At 69.5% G+C, this 22,195-nt stretch carries 22 protein-coding genes and 2 tRNA genes; 7 read left to right on the top strand and 17 right to left on the bottom strand.

Annotated elements, in window-relative coordinates; translation table 11 throughout:
• The first annotated feature begins 165 nt into the window (after positions 1 to 165).
• Both valS and RKD05_RS14755 read left to right on the top strand, forming a co-directional pair.
• Entirely contained in the window at positions 166 to 2,733 is a 2,568-nt protein-coding gene (gene valS, locus RKD05_RS14760; protein ID WP_424711049.1) for a valine--tRNA ligase, read from the top strand.
• Entirely contained in the window at positions 2,733 to 2,981 is a 249-nt protein-coding gene (locus RKD05_RS14755; protein ID WP_022878819.1) for a hypothetical protein, read from the top strand. Before valS ends, RKD05_RS14755 begins: the two co-directional genes overlap by 1 nt.
• 43 nt (positions 2,982 to 3,024) lie before the next feature.
• On the opposite strand, the gene RKD05_RS14750 is transcribed toward RKD05_RS14755, so the two are convergent.
• Positions 3,025 to 3,228 carry a hypothetical protein gene (locus RKD05_RS14750; protein ID WP_424711047.1) on the bottom strand — a complete coding sequence of 68 codons (204 nt, stop codon included), beginning with the start codon at positions 3,226 to 3,228 and terminating at the stop codon, positions 3,025 to 3,027.
• Positions 3,225 to 3,818 carry a helix-turn-helix domain-containing protein gene (locus RKD05_RS14745; RefSeq protein WP_424711045.1) on the bottom strand — a complete coding sequence of 198 codons (594 nt, stop codon included), beginning with the start codon at positions 3,816 to 3,818 and terminating at the stop codon, positions 3,225 to 3,227. The genes RKD05_RS14750 and RKD05_RS14745 overlap by 4 nt, the downstream gene beginning before the upstream one ends.
• 82 nt (positions 3,819 to 3,900) lie before the next feature.
• Between RKD05_RS14745 and RKD05_RS14740 the strand changes: the two genes are divergently transcribed.
• A complete protein-coding gene (locus RKD05_RS14740; RefSeq protein WP_424711043.1) occupies positions 3,901 to 5,952 on the top strand; it encodes a M3 family metallopeptidase in 2,052 nt (683 codons plus the stop codon).
• Positions 5,953 to 5,971: 19 nt separating this feature from the next.
• On the opposite strand, the gene RKD05_RS14735 is transcribed toward RKD05_RS14740, so the two are convergent.
• The 7 genes from RKD05_RS14735 to RKD05_RS14705 all read right to left on the bottom strand — a co-directional run bounded on the left by RKD05_RS14735 (position 5,972) and on the right by RKD05_RS14705 (position 11,925).
• On the bottom strand, positions 5,972 to 6,775 hold the full coding sequence (locus RKD05_RS14735; protein ID WP_424711042.1) for a hypothetical protein: 804 nt from the start codon (positions 6,773 to 6,775) through the stop codon (positions 5,972 to 5,974).
• A gap of 23 nt (positions 6,776 to 6,798) precedes the next feature.
• Complete coding sequence (gene clpX / locus RKD05_RS14730) at positions 6,799 to 8,067, bottom strand: ATP-dependent Clp protease ATP-binding subunit ClpX (protein WP_424711041.1); 1,269 nt, start codon at positions 8,065 to 8,067, stop codon at positions 6,799 to 6,801.
• Between the two features lie 242 nt (positions 8,068 to 8,309).
• Positions 8,310 to 8,972: an ATP-dependent Clp protease proteolytic subunit gene (locus RKD05_RS14725; protein WP_063257658.1), complete on the bottom strand. Its 663-nt coding sequence runs from the start codon at positions 8,970 to 8,972 to the stop codon at positions 8,310 to 8,312.
• A gap of 29 nt (positions 8,973 to 9,001) precedes the next feature.
• On the bottom strand, positions 9,002 to 9,586 hold the full coding sequence (locus RKD05_RS14720) for an ATP-dependent Clp protease proteolytic subunit (protein WP_022878827.1): 585 nt from the start codon (positions 9,584 to 9,586) through the stop codon (positions 9,002 to 9,004).
• Between the two features lie 78 nt (positions 9,587 to 9,664).
• Complete coding sequence (locus tag RKD05_RS14715) at positions 9,665 to 10,153, bottom strand: tetratricopeptide repeat protein (protein ID WP_424711039.1); 489 nt, start codon at positions 10,151 to 10,153, stop codon at positions 9,665 to 9,667.
• Between the two features lie 167 nt (positions 10,154 to 10,320).
• Positions 10,321 to 11,778: a trigger factor gene (tig, locus tag RKD05_RS14710; RefSeq protein WP_063257656.1), complete on the bottom strand. Its 1,458-nt coding sequence runs from the start codon at positions 11,776 to 11,778 to the stop codon at positions 10,321 to 10,323.
• Between the two features lie 73 nt (positions 11,779 to 11,851).
• Positions 11,852 to 11,925: transfer RNA gene (locus RKD05_RS14705), tRNA-Pro, on the bottom strand.
• A 238-nt stretch (positions 11,926 to 12,163) separates the two neighbouring features.
• Here RKD05_RS14705 and RKD05_RS14700 point away from each other — a divergent pair.
• Positions 12,164 to 12,237, top strand: a tRNA-Gly gene (locus RKD05_RS14700).
• Positions 12,238 to 12,306: 69 nt separating this feature from the next.
• Here RKD05_RS14700 and RKD05_RS14695 read toward each other — a convergent pair.
• The gene (locus RKD05_RS14695; RefSeq protein ID WP_424711038.1) at positions 12,307 to 12,645 is read right to left on the bottom strand and encodes a hypothetical protein; all 339 of its coding nucleotides are present in this window, start codon (positions 12,643 to 12,645) and stop codon (positions 12,307 to 12,309) included.
• A 173-nt stretch (positions 12,646 to 12,818) separates the two neighbouring features.
• Positions 12,819 to 13,181 carry an A1S_2505 family phage non-structural protein gene (locus RKD05_RS14690; RefSeq protein ID WP_424711036.1) on the bottom strand — a complete coding sequence of 121 codons (363 nt, stop codon included), beginning with the start codon at positions 13,179 to 13,181 and terminating at the stop codon, positions 12,819 to 12,821.
• A gap of 63 nt (positions 13,182 to 13,244) precedes the next feature.
• On the opposite strand from RKD05_RS14690, the gene RKD05_RS14685 reads away from it, so the two are divergent.
• Complete coding sequence (locus RKD05_RS14685) at positions 13,245 to 14,267, top strand: arsenic resistance protein (RefSeq protein ID WP_424711034.1); 1,023 nt, start codon at positions 13,245 to 13,247, stop codon at positions 14,265 to 14,267.
• A gap of 471 nt (positions 14,268 to 14,738) precedes the next feature.
• A complete protein-coding gene (locus RKD05_RS14680) occupies positions 14,739 to 15,902 on the top strand; it encodes a hypothetical protein (protein ID WP_424711033.1) in 1,164 nt (387 codons plus the stop codon).
• 36 nt (positions 15,903 to 15,938) lie between these two features.
• On the opposite strand, the gene RKD05_RS14675 is transcribed toward RKD05_RS14680, so the two are convergent.
• Positions 15,939 to 16,478 carry a gamma carbonic anhydrase family protein gene (locus RKD05_RS14675; protein WP_424711032.1) on the bottom strand — a complete coding sequence of 180 codons (540 nt, stop codon included), beginning with the start codon at positions 16,476 to 16,478 and terminating at the stop codon, positions 15,939 to 15,941.
• Positions 16,479 to 16,628: 150 nt separating this feature from the next.
• Between RKD05_RS14675 and RKD05_RS14670 the strand changes: the two genes are divergently transcribed.
• Positions 16,629 to 17,114 (top strand): Dps family protein, encoded by a 486-nt coding sequence (locus RKD05_RS14670; RefSeq protein WP_134126623.1) that lies wholly within the window; start codon positions 16,629 to 16,631, stop codon positions 17,112 to 17,114.
• A 124-nt stretch (positions 17,115 to 17,238) separates the two neighbouring features.
• On the opposite strand, the gene RKD05_RS14665 is transcribed toward RKD05_RS14670, so the two are convergent.
• The 5 genes from RKD05_RS14665 to RKD05_RS14645 form a co-directional block, all read right to left on the bottom strand.
• A complete protein-coding gene (locus RKD05_RS14665) occupies positions 17,239 to 18,738 on the bottom strand; it encodes an amidohydrolase (protein WP_424711031.1) in 1,500 nt (499 codons plus the stop codon).
• Positions 18,735 to 19,361, bottom strand: coding sequence for an FMN-binding negative transcriptional regulator (locus tag RKD05_RS14660; protein ID WP_424711029.1), 627 nt, complete (start codon positions 19,359 to 19,361; stop codon positions 18,735 to 18,737). Before RKD05_RS14660 ends, RKD05_RS14665 begins: the two co-directional genes overlap by 4 nt.
• Positions 19,362 to 19,379: 18 nt before the next feature.
• Positions 19,380 to 20,369, bottom strand: coding sequence for an Fpg/Nei family DNA glycosylase (locus tag RKD05_RS14655; protein WP_424711028.1), 990 nt, complete (start codon positions 20,367 to 20,369; stop codon positions 19,380 to 19,382).
• Positions 20,369 to 20,911, bottom strand: coding sequence for a ribose-5-phosphate isomerase (locus RKD05_RS14650; protein ID WP_424711026.1), 543 nt, complete (start codon positions 20,909 to 20,911; stop codon positions 20,369 to 20,371). The genes RKD05_RS14655 and RKD05_RS14650 overlap by 1 nt, the downstream gene beginning before the upstream one ends.
• Before the next feature lie 87 nt (positions 20,912 to 20,998).
• Positions 20,999 to 22,186 (bottom strand): ferrochelatase, encoded by a 1,188-nt coding sequence (locus RKD05_RS14645; protein ID WP_424711024.1) that lies wholly within the window; start codon positions 22,184 to 22,186, stop codon positions 20,999 to 21,001.
• Positions 22,187 to 22,195 lie beyond the last annotated feature (9 nt).

Genomic DNA, 22,195 nt, shown 5'->3' with positions numbered 1-22,195 from the left:
GCGCGGATCGCTGAGCCAGCGCCGCTACCCCGCCTCCCCGCCTCCCCGCCGCCCCCAGCGGCCCCCGACCCTCCGCGACCCACCCCGCACGCCCGGTAGACTCGAGCGACATTCCACAGTCAGGCACGCACACACGGTGCCGTCTATATCGCTCGAGGAGTACCCATGTCGCTGATCCCGGACAAGCCCGCCCTGGAGGGCCTCGAGCAGAAGTGGGATGCCGCGTGGACCGACCGCGGCACGTACGTCTTCGACCGTGTCCGCGCCGCCCAGGTGGGCCGTGCCGGCGTCTTCTCGGTGGACACGCCTCCGCCGACGGCATCCGGAAGCCTGCACATCGGGCACGTCTTCAGCTACACGCACACCGACGTGAAGGTGCGCTTCGAGCGCATGCGCGGCAAGACGGTGTTCTACCCGATCGGCTGGGACGACAACGGCCTCCCGACCGAGCGCCGCGTGCAGAACTACTACGGCGTGCGCTGCGACCCGTCGCTGCCGTACGACCCCGACTTCACTCCCCCGTTCTCGGGCGGCGACAACAAGAGCAGCAAGGCCGCCGACCAGGTGCCGATCAGCCGCCGCAACTTCATCGAGCTGTGCGAAGAGCTCACCGTCGAGGACGAGAAGGCCTTCGAGGCGCTGTGGCGCGACCTCGGACTCAGCGTCGACTGGGGTCAGACGTACCGCACGATCTCCGACGACTCGATGCGCACGAGCCAGCTGGCGTTCCTCCGGAACGTGGAGCGCGGCGAGGCGTACCAGGCGCTCGCGCCGACGCTGTGGGACGTCGACTTCCGGTCGGCCATCGCGCAGGCCGAGCTCGAGGACCGCGACCAGCCCGCCGCGTACCACCGCCTCGGGTTTCACAAGACCGACGGCTCGGGTGACGTGTTCATCGAGACGACGCGCCCCGAGCTCCTCGCCGCGTGCGTCGCGCTCGTGGCCAACCCCGACGACGAGCGTTACCAGCCGCTGTTCGGCACGACGGTGCGCACGCCCCTGTTCGACGTCGAGGTGCCGGTGCTCCCCCACCCGCTCGCGCAGCAGGACAAGGGGTCCGGCATCGCGATGATCTGTACCTTCGGTGACGTCACCGACATCATCTGGTGGCGCGAGCTCGACCTCCCCAACCGCACGATCATCGGCAAGGACGGGCGCATCGGCGCCGACGCTCCGGATGTGATCGTGACGGATGCAGCGAAGGCTGCGTACGCGGAACTCGCGGGCAAGACCGTGTTCAGCGCCAAGAAGCGCATCGTCGAGCTGCTGCAGGAGTCCGGCGAGATGGAGGGCGCGCCGAAGCCCTTCACGCACCCGGTGAAGTTCTTCGAGAAGGGCGACCGCCCCCTCGAGATCGTGTCGACGCGCCAGTGGTACATCCGCAACGGCGCGCGCGACGCCGAGCTGCGCGAGCGTCTCATCGCTCTCGGGCGCGAGATGTCGTGGCATCCGGACTTCATGCGCGTGCGCTTCGAGAACTGGACCAACGGACTCACCGGCGACTGGCTCGTGTCGCGTCAGCGGTTCTTCGGCGTGCCGATCCCGGTCTGGTACGGCCTCGACGAGAACGGGGAGCGCGACTACGGCCGCGTGCTCACGCCCGACCTCGCGTCGCTGCCCGTCGACCCGACGACCGACGTCCCCCCGGGCTACACCGAGGACCAGCGCGGCGTGCCGGGCGGATTCGACGCCGAGCAGGACATCCTCGACACGTGGGCGACGTCGTCGCTGACGCCGCAGCTGGCCGGCGGCTGGCAGCGCGACGACGAGCTCTGGAACCTCGTCGCGCCGTTCGACCTGCGTCCGCAGGGTCAGGACATCATCCGCACGTGGCTCTTCTCGACGATGCTCCGCAGCGCCCTCGAGGACGACCGTGCGCCGTGGTCGGATGCCGCGATCTCGGGCTTCATCGTCGACCCCGACCGCAAGAAGATGTCGAAGTCGAAGGGCAATGTCGTCACCCCGGCGGACATCCTGCAGCAGCACGGATCCGACGCGGTGCGCTACTGGGCGGCATCCAGCCGTCTCGGCACCGACGCGGCCTTCGACCCGCAGAACCCGACGCAGATCAAGATCGGTCGGCGTCTCGCGATCAAGCTGCTGAACGCGGCGAAGTTCGTCCTGTCGTTCCCGGTGCCCGAGGGAGCCGAGGTGACGCACGCTCTGGATGCCTCGATGCTCACGACCCTCGACAAGGTCGTCGCCGACGCGACCGCGGCGCTGGAGGCGTACGACCACGCCCGCGCGCTGGAGATCACCGAGTCGTTCTTCTGGACGTTCTGCGACGACTACCTCGAGCTGGTCAAGGAGCGGGCGTACGACCGCTCCGACGTCGGTCAGGCATCGGCGGCGCTCGCGCTGCGCACGGCGCTGTCGACCCTGACCCGCCTATTCGCGCCGGTGCTGTCGTTCGCCGCTGAGGAGGTGTGGTCGTGGTTCGAGGAGGGCTCGGTCCACACGGCCGCGTGGCCCACGCCGCTCGGCATCCAGGGTGACCCGGTCGTGCTGACGGCCGTGGGCGAGGCGCTCATCGGTATCCGTCGCGCGAAGACCGAGGCCAAGGCATCCCAGAAGACGCCGGTGCTCTCGCTCACGATCGCAAGCCCCCACGCGGAGGCGCTGCGGTCGGCGGAAGATGATCTGCGTGCCGTGGGCCGGATCGAGACGATCACTTTCGTCGAGGCCGACACCACCGCCGTCACCGACATCGTGTTCGCACCCCAGGAGGACTGATGCAGCTCGGAACCCGTTGGACCGCCCGCGAGCAGCCCCCTGCTGCCGTGCCCGCGGTGCTGCACGCGCAGATCGCGGCCGTCGAGGCGGCGCTGAACCCCGACGGGCTCAGTGCTCCCGCCCCGCGGTGGACCCTCACGTTCCTCGAGGGGCGCCCGGTCGCCGAGCTCGACACCGGCGTGATCGTCGCGCAGGACGCCTCGGGCGAGGTGGTCGTGCGCTACGACGACGAGGACGAGTTCGCTTGAGTTCGAGGGCCGGGATGCCATGCACCCGGCCCTTCCTCTTGGCTCAGCGCACCCGCAGGTAGGCCTCTGCCGCGAACTCCGGGCGTGCTCCGGCGGCGAGGACGGCCTCGCGCTGCGCGGTGACGTCAGCGCGCGCCGCGCGGGCACGCATGCGGGCATGAGCGTGGTCGGCGAGGATGCGCGACAGCGTCAGTAGGAGACGCTCGGGCGCGGTCGGCGTGGCGAGGGGTGCGGTGAGAGCGCTCATCGGATGCCTCCATCGGTGGGGAGCGGGAAGACGTCGGCCCGCATGGTTACCACGCGGAGGCCTTCGCCGGTCTGATCTCGGTAGCGGTCGACGGTTTCGGCGATGATCGACTGCAGTCGGTCGCCGAGTTCCGCCATCTGTTCGACAGTGAGCCGGGCACTCGCGGTCGAGATGAGGCTCTTGTCGAACCACTCCTCGTCCTCATCCCAGCCGTGCGTGACGAACGACATGAGCTGCTGCTGGCGCAGCGTGAGCGTCTCGGAGTGGACGGCTTCCATCACCGCGCGTCCGCTCGGCGTGGTCGCCATCTCGGGGTTCACGAGTGTCACCGCCCCCTTGGGCCGCTCCCACCACCGCTCGCGTGCCGTTCCGCGTCCCGCGACCTCGCGGATCAGGTCGTGTTTGGCGAGCGCCCGCAAGTGGTAGCTGGTCGCGCCGGTCGACTCCCCCGTCAGGGCGGCGAGCCCACTGGCCGTCTGCGGCCCGTACTGGCTCAGCAGTTCATAGAGCCGGACGCGAAGGGGGTGCGCCAGGGCGCGCAGGGCGCCGGCGTCGAGGACTCGCCCCTCGGGACGGGAATCGGAACTCATGAATGCAAAGATACCTTTGCAATCGGGTGTATGCAAACACTTCTTTGTAACCATGCGCGGGCCCGGTGACTACGCTGGAACGATGACGGATGCCGTGACCAATCCCCTCCTCGCTCCGACGCCCCTCCCCTACGACCTGCCGCCGTACGGCAGCATTCGGGTCGAGCACTACCTCCCCGCGTTCCACGAGGCGTTCGCCGCGCAACGGGCCGAGGTCGACGCGATCACCGCGCAGACCGAGGCCCCGACGTTCGAGAACACCCTCGTCGCGCTGGAGCGCAGCGGTGCGCTGCTCGACCGCGTCGCGCGGACGTTCTACACCGTGGCATCCGCCGACGGCACGGCCGAGGTGCAGGCCGTCGAGGAAGAGCTCGCGCCGCTCATGTCGGCCCACGGCGACGCGATTCAGCTCGACGCGGCGCTGTACGCGCGCGTCACGGCCGTGCACGACACGCTGGACATCCTCGACCTGGATGCCGAGAGCCGCTACCTCGTGGAGCGTCGGTACCGCGAGATGTCGCTGGCCGGTGCCGGACTCGACGAGGCGCAGAAGCAGAAGCTCACCGACCTCAACCAGCGTCTCTCGACGCTCACGACGACGTTCGAGAAGAACCTCCTGGCCGACACCAACGACCTCGCGGTCGTGTTCGACGACGCGGCCGAGCTCGACGGCCTCAGCGAGGGCGAGCTGTCCGCCGCGGCGCAGGCCGCGACCGAGCGCGGGCTCGACGGACGCTACGTCGTGACCCTGACTCTCTACACCGGGCACCCGTACCTCGCCTCGCTCACGAACCGCGAGAGCCGCCGCCGGCTGCTCGAAGCGTCTCGAGCGCGCGGCACCCGCGGCAACGCCCACGACAACCGCGCCACCCTGCGCGAGATCGTGCGGCTGCGCGCCGAGCGAGCGGCCCTCCTCGGCTACCCCTCGCACGCCGCCGCCGTGCTCGCCGACCAGACCGCGGGGTCGCCCGAAGCAGTCCACGATCTACTGCGCCGCCTCGCCGTGCCCGCGGCCGCCAACGCCCGGGCCGAGCAGGCCGCGCTCCAGCGCATCGCCGACGGCGACGGCATCCGGATCGAGGCGCACGACTGGGCGTTCTACACCGAGAAGGTCCGTGCGGAGCAGTACGACCTCGACCGTGCCGCGTTGCGCCCGTGGTTCGAGGCGGAGCGCGTGCTGCGGGACGGCGTGTTCTCGGCCGCCGAGCAGCTGTACGGCATCCGGATCTCCGAGCGCCACGACCTGCAGGGCTACCACCCCGACGTCCGCGTGTTCGAGGTGCACAACGCCGACGGCAGCGAGCTCGGGCTGTTCCTGCTCGACCTCTACACGCGCGACTCCAAGCGCGGCGGCGCGTGGATGAACTCGATCGTCACGCAGTCGCGGCTTCGCGGCACGGCGCCGGTGGTCGTGAACAACCTCAACGTCAACAAGCCTGCGCCCGGAACGCCGACGCTCCTCACGCTCGACGAGGTCACGACGCTGTTCCACGAGTTCGGGCACGCGCTGCACGGCCTGTTCGCCACGGTCACCTACCCGCACTTCGCGGGCACCGCGGTGCACCGCGACTTCGTGGAGTTCCCCAGCCAGGTGAACGAGATGTGGATCTTCTGGCCCGAAATCCTCGCGCACTACGCACGGCACCACGAGACCGGCGAGCCGCTCCCCGCCGACGTCGTCGAGCGGCTGCACGCTTCGGAGGCGTTCAACCAGGGCTTCGCCACGAGCGAGTACCTCGCGGCATCCTGGATCGACCAGGCGTGGCACGGCCTGAGCGTCGAAGAAGCGTCGCGGGAGATCGACGTCGCCGCGTTCGAGGCGGCCGCCCTCGCCGACATCGGCCTCGACAACCCGGTGGTCCCGACGCGCTACGCATCCACGTACTTCGCGCACGTGTTCTCGGGCGGCTACAGCGCCGGGTACTACTCCTACATCTGGAGCGAGGTGCTCGACGCCGACACGGTCGAGTGGTTCCGCGAGAACGGCGGGCTCACGCGCGAGAACGGCGACCGGTTCCGCCAGCGGCTGCTGGGCGTCGGCGGCTCGGGCGACCCGCTCGAGGCCTACCGCGATTTCCGCGGACGGGATGCCGAGATCCAGCCGCTGCTCGAACGCCGGGGCCTCACGGTCTGACGGGAGCCCCCTCCCGCGCTCAGAACGGCGGGTTCGTGTACAGGCTCGTCGAGCAGCCCACCTCGCCCGGCTCGAGCGAGATGCGTCGGAAGTCGACCGGTTCGATCGTGCCGTCGGCGTGGCGCACCAGAACGACGCAGTCGCGGGCGGCAGGCGCCCCGACGGCGGCGACGGTCTCCCCTTCGTCGGTGACGCTGACCTCGACCGTGGTCGTCGGGTCCGCGAACAGGGCACGGACGCTCTCCGCCGAGACGTCGGTCGCGGACAGTGCGTTCCGGAGACGTTCTTCGGCGTCGGTGGGCAGTTCGGGTGCGTTCGACGCGACGGGAGGTTCGACGGTAGTCGTGCTCGCGGGGCAGTCGATCGGTTGCGCGTTCGCGTACTCCCCGACCGGCATGGTGAATCGGAAGCAGCCCGACGCGGACCCGGGCGAGTTGCCCTTGCTCCAGGGAGCTCTCTCCCGCCCCGCGACCTCGGCGGCGATTCGCACGTCGACGACCGCGGGGTCGCCCGGCGAGCCGTCGCCGCTCCAGGCGAGCGGGGTCACAGTCACCTGACCCGTCGCACCGGTGAACGTCGTCGCGGCTCGGGTTTCGGCATCCATTGCTCTCGGGATGTAGCCGAGCGAGCTGGTCAGGTCGTCGGCGGTGTCCCGGACGAGACGCGCGGCCAGCACGTCACCGTTCTCCGAGTCCGCGATGGCCTGTCCGACGGTTCCGAACAGGCCGGTGGCGCTCTGGAGCAGGTACAGCACCGCGACAGCGACGACGACGCAGGAGCCGACCGCAACCGAGGCGATGACGGTGAGACGGCGACGGATCATCGGCTCTCCGTCACCAGACCGTGTCAGGCGCTCTTGCGCTTCTGCGCCAGCACCACGGTCGCGGGGGCGCGGTCTTCGACCGACGCGCGCGTGATGACGACCTTCGCCACGTCTTCGGCCGACGGGATGTCGAACATCACCGGACCGAGCACGTCTTCGAGGATCGCCCGGAGGCCACGGGCACCGGTCTTGCGCGCCACGGCGAGGTCGGCGATCGCGCGCAGCGCGTCTTCCTCGAACTCGAGCTGGACGCCGTCGAGCTCGAACATGCGCTGATACTGCTTGACGAGCGCGTTGCGCGGCGCCGTGAGGATCTCCATCAGCGCGTCCTGGTCGAGAGGTGAGACGGATGCCACGACGGGCAGGCGCCCGATGAACTCGGGGATCAGACCGAACTTGTGCAGGTCTTCCGGCAGGACCTCGCTGAAGAGGTCGGGCGCGTCCTCCTTGCGGTGCAAGGGCGCGCCGAAGCCGACGCCGTGCTTGCCGACGCGCGAGGAGATGATCTCTTCCAGCCCGGCGAAGGCGCCGGCCACGATGAACAGGACGTTCGTCGTGTCGATCTGGATGAACTCCTGGTGCGGGTGCTTGCGGCCACCCTGCGGCGGGACCGAGGCGACCGTGCCCTCGAGGATCTTCAGCAGCGCCTGCTGGACGCCCTCACCCGACACGTCGCGCGTGATCGAGGGGTTCTCGGCCTTGCGGGCGATCTTGTCGACCTCGTCGATGTAGATGATGCCGGTCTCGGCGCGCTTGACGTCGAAGTCGGCGGCCTGGAGAAGCTTGAGGAGGATGTTCTCGACGTCCTCACCGACGTAGCCGGCCTCGGTGAGGGCCGTGGCATCCGCCACCGCGAAGGGGACGTTGAGGCGCTTCGCGAGCGTCTGCGCGAGGTAGGTCTTGCCGCACCCGGTCGGACCCAGGAGCAGGATGTTGCTCTTGGCGATGTCGATCTCTTCGGCGCGCTGCTCGGCGGGCTGCAGGGTGCCGTGGGAACGCACACGCTTGTAGTGGTTGTAGACGGCGACGGCGAGGGCACGCTTCGCGGGCTCCTGCCCGACGACGTACTCCTCGAGGAAGCCGAAGATCTCGCGGGGCTTCGGGAGGTCGAAGTCGGCGACCTCGCCCGTCGAGGACTCGGCCATGCGCTCTTCGATGATCTCGTTGCACAGCTCGACGCACTCGTCGCAGATGTACACGCCCGGACCGGCGATCAGCTGCTGCACCTGCTTCTGGCTCTTGCCGCAGAAGGAGCATTTGAACAGATCGGCGCTCTCCCCGATGCGTGCCATGCCCGTGCCTCCTCATTCCCGGCCCCACGCCGGAGTGACTTTGAGCCTAACCGGTGCCCGGGACATTCGAGGGCATTTGCGCGAGCGCCGTCCTCTTGATCGCCACGGGCGGACACACGGGCCGCGCGCCGAGGTCCCGGCATCCGTCTCCCCCACGCGAATTCGCGACTCACGCGAGAAGGACCCGCCGGACACGACGATGCCCCGCCGGACGGATCCGGCGGGGCATCGGGTGGAGCGGGTCAGGCGGTGAGGGCCGCCGGGACGCGCTTACGGCTCGTGAGCACCTGGTCGACGATGCCGTACTCGAGCGCCTCCTGAGCGGAGAGGATCTTGTCGCGGTCGATGTCCTTATTGACCTTCGCGACGTCCTGACCCGTGTGACGGGACATCGTCTCTTCGAGCCACGTGCGCATGCGCATGATCTCGGCCGCCTGGATCTCGATGTCCGACGCCTGACCGTGACCGGACTCGCCGACGGCGGGCTGGTGGATCAGGATGCGGGCGTTCGGGAGGGCGAGACGCTTGCCGGGGGCGCCGGCCGCGAGCAGGACGGATGCCGCGGACGCCGCCTGGCCGAGCACGACCGTCTGGATCTGGGGCGAGATGTACTGCATCGTGTCGTAGATCGCCGTCATGGCCGTGAACGAGCCACCGGGCGAGTTGATGTACATGATGATGTCGCGGTCGGGGTCCTGCGACTCGAGCACGAGCAGCTGGGCCATGACGTCATCCGCCGAGGCGTCGTCGACCTGGACGCCCAGGAAGATGACGCGGTCCTCGAACAGCTTGTTGTACGGGTCCTGGCGCTTGTAGCCGTAGGCCGTGCGCTCCTCGAACTGGGGCAGGATGTAGCGGCTGCTCGGCATCTGCAGAGCGCTGCCGCCGAAGGTGGGAGTGTGCATTGCGGTGTCCTTTCCTCTCGCCCTCGGCCTCAGGCCGCGGTCCCGCCGCCGCCGGCGACGTCGCTTGCGTGCTCGCGCATGTGGTCGACGAAGCCGTACTCGAGCGCCTCCTGAGCGCTGAACCAGCGGTCGCGGTCGCCGTCGGCGTTGATCTGCTCCACGGTCTTGCCGGTCTGCGCGGCCGTGATCTCTGCGAGACGCTTCTTCATGTCGAGGATGAGCTGCGCCTGCGTCTGGATGTCGCTCGCGGTACCGCCGAAGCCACCGTGCGGCTGGTGCAGCAGCACGCGGGCGTTGGGCGTGATGTAGCGCTTGCCCTTGGTGCCGCTGGTCAGCAGCAGCTGTCCCATCGAGGCGGCCATGCCGATGCCGACGGTCACGATGTCGTTCGGGACGAACTGCATGGTGTCGTAGATCGCCATGCCGGCCGTGATCGAGCCGCCGGGCGAGTTGATGTAGAGGTAGATGTCCTTCTGCGAGTCCTCTGCCGCGAGCAGCAGGATCTTGGCGCAGATCTCGTTGGCGTTCTCGTCACGCACCTCCGAACCGAGCCAGATGATGCGGTCCTTGAGCAGCCTGTCGAAGACGCTCGTTGCCATAAGGGGTTCGGGCATTTGTGCTCCTCTTCCGGTGATCTGCAACGAATCTACCGGCGCGATTCGGGGCGGGTCGCCGTGTTCGCCGCGGGCGGATCAGGCGTGTCCGTCCGCGATCTCGCGGGCGTATCCGGTGACCGATCGGGTGTAACGCGGCAGGTGCGGAGCGAGGGTTTCCAGAGCGATGGATGCCGCCCGCTCGGCCTCTCCGGCCGACACGAGCGCGAGGGCGTAGAACGCCGCGGCCGCGTCGTGGAGCGGTCCGCGAGGCTCGCGCTCGTACTCCGCCCGCAACATCTCTCGCGCCTCGTCGATCTTGCTGAGGTTGCGGATCGTGCTGGCGAGCTGGATCGTCGCGCGCGTGCGACGCTCGTCGTCGAGCCCGCCGTCCAGCGCACGGCGGTAGAGCACCTCGGCCTCGGCCTCGAGCCCGGCGGAGTCCCGCGCGCCCGCGCGTTCGAAGAGGGCGACCGTGTCGTCCTCGGGCCGTTCGCTCGCGAGCGCGTCGATGCGATCGATGACCTCTTGCTCGGTCAGCGTCGCGTCGTCCCAGACCGCGTCGACGCGTTCCTGCCAGTCGTTCATGGGTGTCCTCCCCTGTGCCGTGTCGTGTGGTCCGCCGTCGAGTGTCCGGGACACGCCGTATCGCGCGAGCCCGGCGCGGCGTGTCTTGGACGCTCGACCGCGAGCGCGGAACAGAACAGGGGGCGGATGCCATGGCATCCACCCCCTGTCAGCGAACCGGACGAGGCTTACTCGCTGTCGGCAGCCTTCTTCTTGGCGGGAGCGCGCTTCTTGGCGGGGGCCTTCTTGGGGGCCTCCTCGGCGGCGGCTTCCTCGGCCTCGACGACGGCGTCCGCGTCGGCAGCGGCGTCGGCGATCTCCTGAGCCTCTTCGACGACCTCTTCCTCGGCGTCGACGGGCTCTTCGCCCTCGACGGCGACGAAGCCGGTCAGGTCGACGGGCTTGCCGTTGGTGTCGACGACGGTGACCTTGCCGAGCGCGATCGCGAGCGCCTTGTTGCGGGCGACCTCGCCGACCATCGCGGGCAGCTGGTTGCCCTGCTGCAGCGCGTTGACGAAGTCCTGCGGAGCCATGCCGTACTGCGCGGCCGACTGGATGAGGTACTGCGTCAGCTCGTCCTGCGAGACCTGGACGTTGGCGTCCTCGGCGATCTTGTCGAGGATCATCTGGGTGCGGAACTGCTTCTCGCTGGCCTCGGTGACCTCGGCGCGGTGCACGTCGTCCTCGAGGCGGTTCTCGCCCTCGAGGTGGGTGTGGACCTCGTCCTCGATGAGCTGCGGCGGAACGGGGATCTCGACGGCCTCGATGAGCGCCTCGACGAACTTGTCGCGCGCGGCGGCGCCCTGCGTGAAGACCGACTGCTCGGAGACGCGCTCGGCGAGCGACGCACGGAGCTCTTCGAGCGTGTCGAACTCGGATGCCATCTGGGCGAAGTCGTCGTCGGCGTCGGGCAGCTCGCGCTCCTTGACAGCCGTGATCGTGACGGAGACCTCGGCCTCTTCGCCGGCGTGGTCGCCACCGACGAGCTTCGAGCGGAACGTGGTCTGCTCGTCGGCGGTGAGCGAGTCGATGGCCTCGTCGATGCCCTCGAGCAGCTCGCCGGAACCGACCTCGTACGACACGCCCTCGGCGCGGTCGATCTCGGTGCCGTCGATCGTGGCGACGAGGTCGAGCTCTACGAAGTCGCCCTTCGCGGCGGGACGGTCGACGGTCACGAGGGTGCCGAAGCGGGCGCGCAGGCGGTCGAGCTCGGCATCCACGGCCGCCTCGTCGGCCTCGACGGCGTCGACGGTCACGGTGATGGAGTCGTAGGCGGGCAGGTCGAACTCGGGGCGGACGTCGACCTCGACGTCGACGACCAGGTCGCCCGAGTAGTCCTTCAGCTCGGGGAGTTCGACGATCTCGGCGCTGGGGCGGCCGATGACGCGCAGCTCCTGGTCTTCGACGGCCTGGCGGTAGAACCCGTCGAGACCCTCGTTGACGGCGTGCTCGATGACGGCGCCGCGACCGATGCGCTGGTCGATGATCGGCGCGGGCACCTTGCCCTTGCGGAAGCCGGGGATCTGCACGTCCTGAGCGATGTGCTCGTAGGCGTGGGTGATGCTCGGCTTGAGCTCTTCGGGCGAGACCGTGATGTGGAGCTTGACCCGAGTCGGGCTGAGCTTCTCGACGGTGCTGTTGACCATGCGGTGTGTTCTCCTCGTGTGGCCCGCGCGGACGCGGGGGCCGGCTAGGCCTGGGGTCTGTGGGGCCGTTGCGTCGGGGCGACAGGATTTGAACCTGCGGCCTCCCGCTCCCAAAGCGGGCGCTCTACCAAGCTGAGCTACGCCCCGGAGCGACGCGCAGCACGCGTTCGACGAAACGACCCCTGGAAGTCTAGTCGATCGAGGTGCAGGGGCCGGTCTGGGAGGAGATCGGATGCCATGTGCTTCAGCGGGGGCGCCGTGTCCGCGGCTGCGACAACAGCTCCTCGCGGACGGGATCGGGGCACATCCTCTGTTGCGGCGACGCAGGTGTCCATGACACCGGCGGACGTGAAGTAGAGTTGTCGACGCTGCGGTTCGCCGCCGCGGGGATGTAGCTCAATGGTAGAGCCTCAGTCTTCCAAACTGATGGTGCGGGTTCGATTCCCGTCATCCCCTCCAAGATGCTGGTATCCGTTCGGCACGACGAGGTCGGCCCGCCCTTTCGGAGCGGGCCGGCCTCGTCGTCGGTCAGCCGCCCAGTGTGCTGCAGGCGACCTCGTTGCCATTGACGAGCACGGTGCCCGTGAAGCCGGCGGCCTCACAGGCCTGGTAGGCGGCCGCGCCGAAGCCGATGGCCGAAACGACCAGGATGGCCACGATGATCCCGACGACCGTGAGCACCGCACCCACGATGATCGCCGCGACGGCGAAGCCGTTCTTGTGTCCGGCCTTGCGGCTCTGCACCAACGCGACGATGCCCAGGATCAGCCCGATGACGTTGAAGAAGATCGCGACGACGAGGGCGACGATGCCCAGGGTGCGACCGGGGACGGGAGCGGCCGCGGGCCGATTGCTTTCGACGGACATGGTTCCTCCAGAACGTTGCTGTTGACTCCGTACGAGACGGACACTAGCGGTTGGGACCCCCATGCTGAGTGTCTCCTGTGAGGAAGTCTTCGGTTGGGTCGGGAGCTCTGCGCGGACTCGTCATCGCTGAGGCGACTGCCGCTGGTGAGCAGCCGTGGGACGTCAGGGCCGGCTCAGTCCCTCTTGAGCACAGCTCGGAACGACTCCGGCAGCGCCACGTTCTCCCCCGCTCCCGCGAAGAACCCGGCGACCTGCTCGGGCCGGTAACCGGCGATCCCGCAGCCGACCTCGGTCACGAGGAACCGCAGCTCCGGGTGCTCAACCGCGAACGCGACGAATCGCCGAGCATGCTCCTCGAACACGGCCGGCCCCGACATCGTGTCGATGCCGTAGGACTGGCCCTGGAGCCCCTCGGACTGGCCCCATGCGGCACCGAAATGGTCGAGGGCGAAACGGGCTGCGCCGCCGCCGTGGGCGCCGGACCCGTTCGACCCGAACACGAAGACCTCGCCGGGTTCGAGCTTCTCGATGTGCATGGCGCCAGGCTACGCGCGGGCACCGACCCGACCGAGGGGGTGCCGCGCCGTAGGCTCGATCCGATGATCGCGTGGGCGAACCGCTGGCAGATCCCGCTCTATCTCGCGGGGATGCTCGTCGGCGGCGCGATCGGGCTCGCCGTTCCCGGAAGCGGGGCGGGCCTCGATGCCCTCGTCACTCCGGCGCTGATCGTCCTGCTGTTCGCCACGTTCCTCGCGGCCCCGTTCGCCGAGCTGGGTCGGGCGTTTCGCGATCTGCGCTTCCTCGCCGCCGTGCTGGTCCTGAACTTCGTCTTCGTTCCGGTGCTCGTCTTCGGTCTCTCGCGCTTCGTGACGCACAACCAGGCGCTGCTCGTCGGAGTGCTGTTGGTGCTCCTCTCCCCCTGCATCGACTATGTCGTCGTGTTCACGCGGCTCGCCGGGGGCTCGGCATCCCGTCTCCTCGCCGTGTCGCCGGTGCTGATGCTCGCTCAGCTGGCCTTGCTTCCGGTGTTCCTGAGCGTGATGGCGGGTCCGGGCGTCGTGGGTTCGATCGACATGGCCCCGTTCGTCGGAGCCTTCCTCCTCTTCATCGTTCTGCCCGTGGGGCTGGCCGCGCTCACCCAGTGGCTGGGGCGACGCGTCCGCGCCGCGCGCGCCGTCGAGCGGACGATGGATGCCAGCATGGTGCCGCTCCTCGCTCTCACCCTGGCCGTGATCGTCGGGGCGCAGATCGACGTGGTGCGCACGCACGTGGCCGAGCTCCTCGTGATCGCGCCGCTCTACGTCGCGTTCCTCGTGGTCGCTCCGGTGCTCGGCATCCTGGTCGCCCGGATGTTCCGCCAGGATGTCGCCGCCGTGCGAGCGACGGTGCTGTCGGGGTCGACGCGGAATTCGCTGGTTGTGCTGCCGCTCGCGCTCGCCCTGCCCGAGCCGATGGCTCTGGCATCCGCGGCCGTCGTGACGCAGACGCTGGTCGAGCTGGTCGGCATGATCGCGCTCGTGCGGGTCGTACCGCGACTTGTCGTGAGCCGGGGCGAGAACGCTGGGCTCGGCGCACTCCCCAGCCCGCGCACAAGACGGCGCCGTTACGCTGACCCGCAATGAAGACGATCGCGGAGCGCATGAGCCGGACCGGCAGCCTCGCCGCGGTCGGAATGGCACTCACCATCGCCCTCGTCACCGCGATCGTCGTCCTGGGATCCGGCATCCTGTTCGTGGACCCGCGGCCCCTGCGTGTGACGAGCCCGTCGCTGCTGTTCGAGTCCTCGGCTGACGTCAGCCTGGCGTTCGAGGATGCGCAAGGGCCCGTGAACTGGTCGGTTGCGGACCGATCCAGCAAGGTCGTCGATTCCGGCACCACGGACGACCTCCCCGCCGATCACATCGCGCCGAAGATTTCGGTCCCGGGCCTCTACTCGTTCACGCTGGACGATGGGCGCGGACCCGTCACCGGGAACCTCCTCATCACCGGGGCCATGCCGGCGACGTCGGACCCGTTCTTCTCGGTCGCCACGCACTGGGGCAAGCAGACGTTCGCGTCCTCCACCTGGCCCCTCGCCACCACCCCTTCCTCTCGTGACAGGTCTCGGCTTCCGCGAGATCCGAGACGAGACGACGTGGACGAGCGTCGAAAGGACGGCGGGCATCACGACGATTCCCGACTTCGCGTCGGAACTCGCCGCAGCGACCCAGGCGAACGACATGCACATGCTCTTCGTCGCCAGCTACGGCAACCCCCGCGCCTACCCCGGCGACATGGACGGGCCGATGACCCCGCCGACGACCGACGAAGGACGCGCGGCTTTCGTGAGCTACATCAACAGCGTGCTCGACGCGAACCCGAGCATCGACAAAGTAGAGGTGTGGAACGAGTTCAATCGTCCTCGTCGGAACACCAGCGACTGCCAGTCCGGCGCGTGCTACGCGACGCTCGTGAAGGCGGTGTACCAAGGCGTGAAGGCCGAGCATCCCGGTGTGAAGATCGTCGCCGGGAACACGCACGGCATCCCCTTCGCGTGGTTCGCCGACTTCATGGACGCGGGCGGACTGCGGTACACCGATATTCTTTCGACCCACGGTTACGCGTCGGACATCGCAGATCTCCGCAACGGCATCCGCCGCCTCGATGCTCTCGCACGTTCGCATCACGGAGGGAAGTCCGTTCCCATCATCGTCAGTGAGGTCGGGCTGACGAACACCACTGCTACTCCACCTCTGGGAAATGTCAGCCGCGTGCTGAACGAGGATCAAGCTGCCGCGGGCCTGATCAAGATCTACGTGACGATGAAGTCCTTGCCCACGGTCGTGCAGACGGTGTGGTACGACGCGCTCGACGATGGATCCGATCCGACCCAGACCGAAGACAACTTCGGCCTCTACCGTCAGCCCACAGAGCAGATCGGTGCTTTCCAGCCGAAGGTCGCCGCTGCCACGATGGCGACGCTCGTGCAGCAGCTCGATGGGTATACCTTCACGTCGGTCACCTCCCCCGAGGGGGACGTCAGCACCTACACGTTCACGGACCGGAGCGGTGACGAGCGACGCGTCATGTGGCGCAACGAGCCGTTCGCGAGCACCGACGCCTCGACGACCTCGGTCCGCATCACCACCCCACCTGGTCGTGTCACCGACGTGCGGTCGGCGACGGGGGAAGTCGTCCGGGCGCTCACCGCCGGCACGGCGACAATCGAGGTCGGGAGCGAACCGGTCTACCTCTCTGAGAGTGCGGCGAAAGGCTGATCGCGGGACGATCCCCTCGAGATCGCGGTCCGATCCTCAGTCGACGCGCACCGCGCTCCCGTGCCGCTCGGAGTGCCCGAGGTACGTCTGCGCGTTCCGGAGGATGCCCTCCCGCTCCTCGGGCGTCAGGGCGCGGCGCACCTTCGCGGGAACGCCCGCGACGAGGGAGCCCTCCGGAACCACCGTGCCCTCGAGCACCACCGCTCCCCCGGCGACGAGGCATCCGGGTCCGATCCGGGCGCCGGACAGCACGACGCTGCCCATCCCGATCAGCGAACCGTCGCCGATCGTGCAGCCGTGCACCACGGCGTTGTGCCCCACCGAGACGTCGGCGCCGATCGTGACCGGACGGTCGCGGTCGACGTGCACCGAGACGTTGTCCTGGAGGTTGCTCCGCGGACCGAGGACGATCGCGGCGCTGTCGCCACGGACGACGGCGTTGTACCAGACGCTCGACCCCTCGCTCAGGGTGACCGCACCGATCACGCGAGCCCCGGATGCCACGAACGCGGTGTCGTGCACCTCCGGCGTCGCGTCGGGGAGGGCGAGGACCGTGGCATCCGGTGAGATCGTCATGGGGCGAGACTATCGCGCGGGACGCTCCGGACTGAGGTGAGGATTGCCTTCCTACCAGGCATTTAGCCGAGCCTCATCTTGCTTGCGGAATGTTCTGGCGTGAGTAGCGTTGCTCTCATCACGACTTCGGTACAACACTCAGGAGATCTCATGAGCACCGTTCAGACGCCCGCCGCCACCACCGTCGACTCGACCATGGCCTCCAGCACCGCGCAGTTCCTCTCGCCCGTCGTCCTCGGCCTCGAGGCCCTCGTCGTCAACGGCAAGCAGGCCCACTGGCACGTCCGCGGCGCCAACTTCATCGGCGTGCACGAGCTGCTCGACACCGTCGTCGCCCACGCGCAGGACTGGGCCGACCTCGCCGCCGAGCGCATCGTCGCCCTCGGCCTGCCGATCGACTCGCGTCTCTCGACCGTCGCCGCGAAGGCGAAGGAGACCGCCGTCCCCGCCGGGTTCGCGCAGTCCGACGTCGTGATCCGCGCCGTCATCGCCGACATCGACGCCGTGCTCGTCGACATCCAGACCGCCATCGACGGACTCGACGAGACCGACCTGTCGAGCCAGGACGTCGCGATCGAGATCAAGCGCGGCCTCGACAAGGACCGCTGGTTCCTTTTCGCGCACCTCGCGGCCTGAGTTCTCTCTTCCGGAGGGGGCGGCGCTTCGGCGCCGCCCCCTCCGTCGTTGCGTGAGGGGTCAATTTCTGTCGCTTCTGTACGGCCGAGGCGACAGAAACTGACCCCTCACGCGCGTGCCGGACTCAGGACGCGTGCGTGACGCGGCCGGCGAGCAGGGTCGTCCGGACGGGCATCGCGCGCAGAGTCAGTTCGTCGGCGGACCGCGGATCGGCATCCACGATCACGAGGTCCGCGCGGGCACCGGGGGCGATCTCGGCCGGGGCCGTCGAACCTCCGGCGGTGGATGCCGCGATCGCGGTGTCGATGTCGACCCGCTGATGCGGCTGCCACGCGTCGCGGCCATCGCGCGTGCGGAACACCGCGGACGCGATCGCGGCCCACGGGTCGAGCGGCGCCACGGGAGCGTCGGAACCGAAGAGCAGGTTCGCGCCGCTGTCGGCCAGGGCCCGAAGCGGGTAGGGCTGCGCGGACTGCTCGGCCCAGATGGCATCCGTCATGTCGCGGTCGTCGAGCGCATGCTCGGGCTGCACGCTCGCGGACACACCGAGGCGGGCGAAGCGCGGGATGTCGGCGTGGGCCACGAGCTGCGCGTGCTCGATCGTGCCGACCGCACCGGTGCGGGCGTAGGCGTCGAGGGCGTGCGCGTTCGCGACGTCGCCGATCGCGTGAATCGCGCACTCGAGGCCCGCCGCGGTCGCACGCGTCATGAGGTCGACGAGCTCGTCCGGCGGGATGGTCAGCATCCCGTGGTTGTCGACCTCGCCCGGGTAGTGGTGCGCGCACGCGGCGGTGCGTGTGCCGAGCGAGCCGTCCGTGATGGCCTTCAGCGGCCCCACCCGCACGAGGTCGTCCGTCGCCCCGCGCACCGGGTTGCCCGTGCGCAGGCCCTCGGCGATCGCGCGGTCCAGGTGCTGCGGGTACGTGCCGTACGACACTCGCAGCGTGTCGAAGCCGCGGGCGACGCGCCGCTGCCACGGCTCGTCGTTCCACGTCATGTCGAGGTCGACGAGGCCGACGAGCCCGCGTGCCGCGGCGGCACGGGCCATCCGCTCGACGGCGCGATCCCCCACCTCGGGGTCGACCGCGTTCAGCCGCCGGGAGATCTCGAAGGCGTCCTCTTCGCACAGGACACCGGATGCCGATGGCTCGAAGGCCTCGCGCCGGAAGGCCGCGGAGTTCATCCAGACGCTGTGAACATCGGCGTTGACGAGGTAGGTCGGGACCTCGCCGGTCGTGGCATCCAGGAGCTCGAGCGTGGGCTCGTCGGGCCAGAGGCCGTCGCGGAAGCCGACGCCGATACGGCGGTCGTCGTCGCTCGTCGGGAGGGCGGACATCATCGTGGCGGCTTCGCGCGCCGACCCGGCGCCGCCGAGCGGGACGCGATCGGCCGTGAGTGCCCATTGCACGACGTGCACGTGGTGGTCCCACAGCCCGGGGAGCAGCCATCCCCCGTCACCGTCCACGACGACGCCGCGCGGGCGCAGGTTCCCGGTCGGCGCGATGTCGACGATACGGCCGCCCGCGAGGACAAGGTCGACCGGCTCATCGGGCGTCGGGAGGAACTCCCGGCCGGGGCCGGCGACCCGGACGGCGCGCACGAACGCCGGGGTCTCGCCGATCATGCGCGTCGGCGCGCGTCGGCGGCGTGCTGCATCTCGGCGGCCAGAGCCGGGTTGGCGTACGGGCCCGCGGCGAGACCCTCGATGATCGTGTCGATGACCTCGGGCGGGCGATTCTGGCTCAGCTTCCGCTTGCCCACCACCCGCGTCGGGGTCAGCCGGAAACCGACGGTTCCGGCGGCGAGCCGGTCGACGAACGCGGCATCGTTCGGCGCGCGGTACAGCCCGCGACCGTCCTCGCCCTCGAAACGCTCCACCAGCCGGTCGAGCACGTGCAGGTTCTCCTCTGGCGTGAGGATCTCCGGGATGCCAGTGAGGTGCGCCGACACGAAGTTCCAGGTCGGCACCGCGGGGCCGTCGCCGTACCAGCGCGGCGTGATGTATCCGTGCGGTCCCTGCACGACGACGAGCAGCTCGCGGTCGCCGAGCCCGAGGATCGCGTCGTCGGGCTTGCCGACGTGCCCCACGATCGTGAGGTCGTCGCGGTCGTCGTCGAGCAGGACGGCGTAGTGGGAGGCCACCAGGCCGTCCGCGCCCGCGGAGACCAGCGTGACCCACGGGTGATGCTCGATGAGGCGCCGGATCTCCCCGACGTCGGTCATCGCGAAACTCGGATTCTGCCGCACCGGATCAGCCTAGATCGCTCATGCCTGGCACTTGGGGCACCAGTACAGCTTCCGCCCGGCGGCTTCTTCGACGAGCACCGTCGTGCCGCACACCCGGCACGGCAGACCGGCGCGGTGGTAGACCCAGTGCCGGTCGTCGCGATGAGCCATCGCGCGCCGGTACGCCTCGGGGTCGAGGTCGTCCATCGTCATCATCTGGCCGGTCTCGACGCCGATCGCGAGCAGCCGCACCCAGTCGCGCCACATGGCGCGGACCGTCTCCTCCGGCACGTCACGGCCCGGTGTGTGCGGGTTCTGGCGCGCGCGGAAGAGGATCTCGGCGCGGTAGACGTTCCCGATGCCGCTCACGACGGCCTGGTCCATGAGCAGGAGCCCGATCGCGGTGGGCTTGCGGCGCACGGTCGCGACGAACCGTTCCTCCCCCGCGGCGACGTCGTCGACGAGCGGGTCGGGGCCGAGCTTGGCGATCGTCGCTGCGACCTCGTCGGGCGTCTGCAGTTCGCACGCGGTGGGCCCGCGCAGGTCGGCGCACGTCGTCTCGGTCAAGAGGCGCAGCCGCACCGCACCGACGACCGGCGGCGGCCATTCGGTCTGCTCCTCGAGCCCGGTCGTCTGCTCCGACATGCGCACGCGGGCGCGCCGCGGAGCGCCGATCGAGGTGAGGGAGTTCTCGCCGGCGGCATCCAGAATCGGCTCGTCGAGGACGGTTCCGCGCTGGTTCGTGTGCCCCATGCGCCCGTTCGCCGACGCGATGGTCGCGTCGATCGCGACCTCGCCCGCGAAGTCCCACGCGCCGTACATCCCGAGGTGCACCCGCAGCCACACGTCGGGATCGAACCGCAGGAACATCTGCTTGCCGACCGCGCGCACCTCGAGGGCCTCGCGTCCGTCGATCGCCGCAGCGCCCTCGGCGAACCGGCCCTGGGGACTGGATGCCGCGACGGTGCGGCCCACGATGTTGCGGTCGAACTGCCGAGCGATGCGGTGGACGGAATGCCCTTCGGGCATCAGCCTGCCTCGGGGTCGAACGAGTCGCTCGCGTCGAGGACGTCGGGCTGCGCGGCGTTCTCGCGCGGATCGGGCAGCAGGATGCCGTCCTGCTCGTAGGCGGCGAGCTGCGCGATGCGGCGGGCGTGGCGCTCTTCGCCGGAGAACGGCGTCGCGATGAAGCGGTCGATGAACGACGCGGCCTCTTCGAACGTGTGCTGACGCGCGCCGATGGCGATCACGTTCGCGTCGTTGTGCTGACGGGCGAGCTCGGCGGTCGGGATGTTCCAGACGAGGGCGGCACGCACCCCGAGGACCTTGTTCGCCGCGATCTGCTCGCCGTTGCCCGAGCCGCCGAAGACGACGCCGAGGGTCTCGATGCCGTCGGCCTGGTCACGCACGACGGCCTGGGCGGCGCGGATGCAGAAGGCCGGGTAGTCGTCGAGCGGGTCGTACTCGATGGGGCCGTGATCGACGACCTCGTGGCCCTGCGAGGCGAGGTGGTGCTGGAGCTGGGTGGAGAACTCGAGACCGGCGTGATCGGTGCCGATGTGAATGCGCATGCGCCCATCCTAGGGACGGCCACCGACACCGCGGCGCGAACGACGACGCCGCCCGCCCCGGCGAGGGACGAGCGGCGTCGTGATGTGTCAGGGGCGCAGGCCCGCGGCGACGGGCTTGAAACCCGCGCGTACGTTCTCGCAGCAGCCGGGGCGGCACACGTCGTACCAGGGACCGAGGTCGGTCAGGTGCGGACGCTCCGACTTCGGTGTGCCCTTGAGGCGCTCCTCCACGAGGTCGACGAGGCCCGAGACGTACGCGGGGTCGATACCCGGGGTGGGCGTGCGGACGGCGCGGATGCCGGCTTCCTCCGCCGCCTCCATGGCCTCGGTGTCGAGGTCCCACAGGACCTCCATGTGGTCGCTGACGAAGCCGAGCGGCACGATCACGACGGCCTCGGCGCCGCGGCCGGGGAGTTCCGCGATGACGTCGTTCACGTCGGGCTCGAGCCACGGCTGCGACGCGGGGCCGGAGCGCGACTGGTACACGAGCTCCCACTCCACGTCGGCGACCGCCGCGGCGACCTCGGCCATGACGAATGCGGCGACGGCCTTGTGCTGCGCCTCGTACGCGCCGCCCTCGCCGAAGTCGACGTCACGGGGGCCGGAGCGCTGCGCGTCGGCGGTCGGAATGGAGTGGGTCGAGAAGAGCACACGGATCTTCTCGGGCGCGATGCCGTCCGCGACGTAGGTCGACACGGCATCCTTCACGCCCTCGACGAAGGTCGAGACGAACCCGGGGTGGTCGAAGAACTGCCGCACCTTGTCGATCGTGACCGTCTCGCCGAGTCCGGTCGCCTCGAGCACGCGGGCGTAGTCCTCGCGGTACTGGCGGCAGCTGGAGAACGAGCTGTAGGCGCTCGTCGCGATCGCGAGCAGCGTCGTGTCACCGGCTTCGGCGGCCTCGGTCACGGCCTCCTCCAGGTACGGCGACCAGTTGCGGTTGCCCCAGTAGACGGGAAGGTTCAGCCCGCGGCGCGCGATCTCGGCCTCGAGCGCCGCCTTCAACTGACGGTTGTGCTCGTTGATCGGGCTGACGCCGCCGAAGTGGCGGTAGTGGTGGGCGACTTCTTCGAGGCGCTCGTCGGGGATTCCGCGTCCGCGCGTGACGTTGCGGAGGAAGGGGATGACGTCGTCCTGGCCCTCCGGCCCGCCGAAGCCGGCGAGGAGGATCGCGTCGTACGCCACCGGGGTCTCTACCCACTTGGGTCCGGATGCCGCGGCGGGAGACGCGTAGAGGACGGTCTCGGGGGTGGTGTCCGTGTCGGTCGTGCTCACCCCGACATC

This window comes from Microbacterium sp. SLBN-111 (genome assembly GCF_049739645.1).
Lineage (GTDB): Bacteria > Actinomycetota > Actinomycetes > Actinomycetales > Microbacteriaceae > Microbacterium.
The sequence above is the reverse complement of the archived record's forward strand: the minus strand, read 5'-3'. Positions and strand labels throughout refer to the sequence as shown.

Bases quoted from the DNA above. Each gene is read 5' to 3' on its own strand.
- valS (WP_424711049.1), top strand. From the start codon at position 166: ATGTCGCTGATCCCGGACAAGCCCGCCCTGGAGGGCCTCGAGCAGAAG.
- RKD05_RS14755 (WP_022878819.1), top strand. From the start codon at position 2,733: ATGCAGCTCGGAACCCGTTGGACCGCCCGCGAGCAGCCCCCTGCTGCC.
- RKD05_RS14750 (WP_424711047.1), bottom strand. From the start codon at position 3,228: ATGAGCGCTCTCACCGCACCCCTCGCCACGCCGACCGCGCCCGAGCGT.
- RKD05_RS14745 (WP_424711045.1), bottom strand. From the start codon at position 3,818: ATGAGTTCCGATTCCCGTCCCGAGGGGCGAGTCCTCGACGCCGGCGCC.
- RKD05_RS14740 (WP_424711043.1), top strand. From the start codon at position 3,901: ATGACGGATGCCGTGACCAATCCCCTCCTCGCTCCGACGCCCCTCCCC.
- RKD05_RS14735 (WP_424711042.1), bottom strand. From the start codon at position 6,775: ATGATCCGTCGCCGTCTCACCGTCATCGCCTCGGTTGCGGTCGGCTCC.
- clpX (WP_424711041.1), bottom strand. From the start codon at position 8,067: ATGGCACGCATCGGGGAGAGCGCCGATCTGTTCAAATGCTCCTTCTGC.
- RKD05_RS14725 (WP_063257658.1), bottom strand. From the start codon at position 8,972: ATGCACACTCCCACCTTCGGCGGCAGCGCTCTGCAGATGCCGAGCAGC.
- RKD05_RS14720 (WP_022878827.1), bottom strand. From the start codon at position 9,586: ATGCCCGAACCCCTTATGGCAACGAGCGTCTTCGACAGGCTGCTCAAG.
- RKD05_RS14715 (WP_424711039.1), bottom strand. From the start codon at position 10,153: ATGAACGACTGGCAGGAACGCGTCGACGCGGTCTGGGACGACGCGACG.
- tig (WP_063257656.1), bottom strand. From the start codon at position 11,778: ATGGTCAACAGCACCGTCGAGAAGCTCAGCCCGACTCGGGTCAAGCTC.
- RKD05_RS14695 (WP_424711038.1), bottom strand. From the start codon at position 12,645: ATGTCCGTCGAAAGCAATCGGCCCGCGGCCGCTCCCGTCCCCGGTCGC.
- RKD05_RS14690 (WP_424711036.1), bottom strand. From the start codon at position 13,181: ATGCACATCGAGAAGCTCGAACCCGGCGAGGTCTTCGTGTTCGGGTCG.
- RKD05_RS14685 (WP_424711034.1), top strand. From the start codon at position 13,245: ATGATCGCGTGGGCGAACCGCTGGCAGATCCCGCTCTATCTCGCGGGG.
- RKD05_RS14675 (WP_424711032.1), bottom strand. From the start codon at position 16,478: ATGACGATCTCACCGGATGCCACGGTCCTCGCCCTCCCCGACGCGACG.
- RKD05_RS14670 (WP_134126623.1), top strand. From the start codon at position 16,629: ATGAGCACCGTTCAGACGCCCGCCGCCACCACCGTCGACTCGACCATG.
- RKD05_RS14665 (WP_424711031.1), bottom strand. From the start codon at position 18,738: ATGATCGGCGAGACCCCGGCGTTCGTGCGCGCCGTCCGGGTCGCCGGC.
- RKD05_RS14655 (WP_424711028.1), bottom strand. From the start codon at position 20,369: ATGCCCGAAGGGCATTCCGTCCACCGCATCGCTCGGCAGTTCGACCGC.
- RKD05_RS14650 (WP_424711026.1), bottom strand. From the start codon at position 20,911: ATGCGCATTCACATCGGCACCGATCACGCCGGTCTCGAGTTCTCCACC.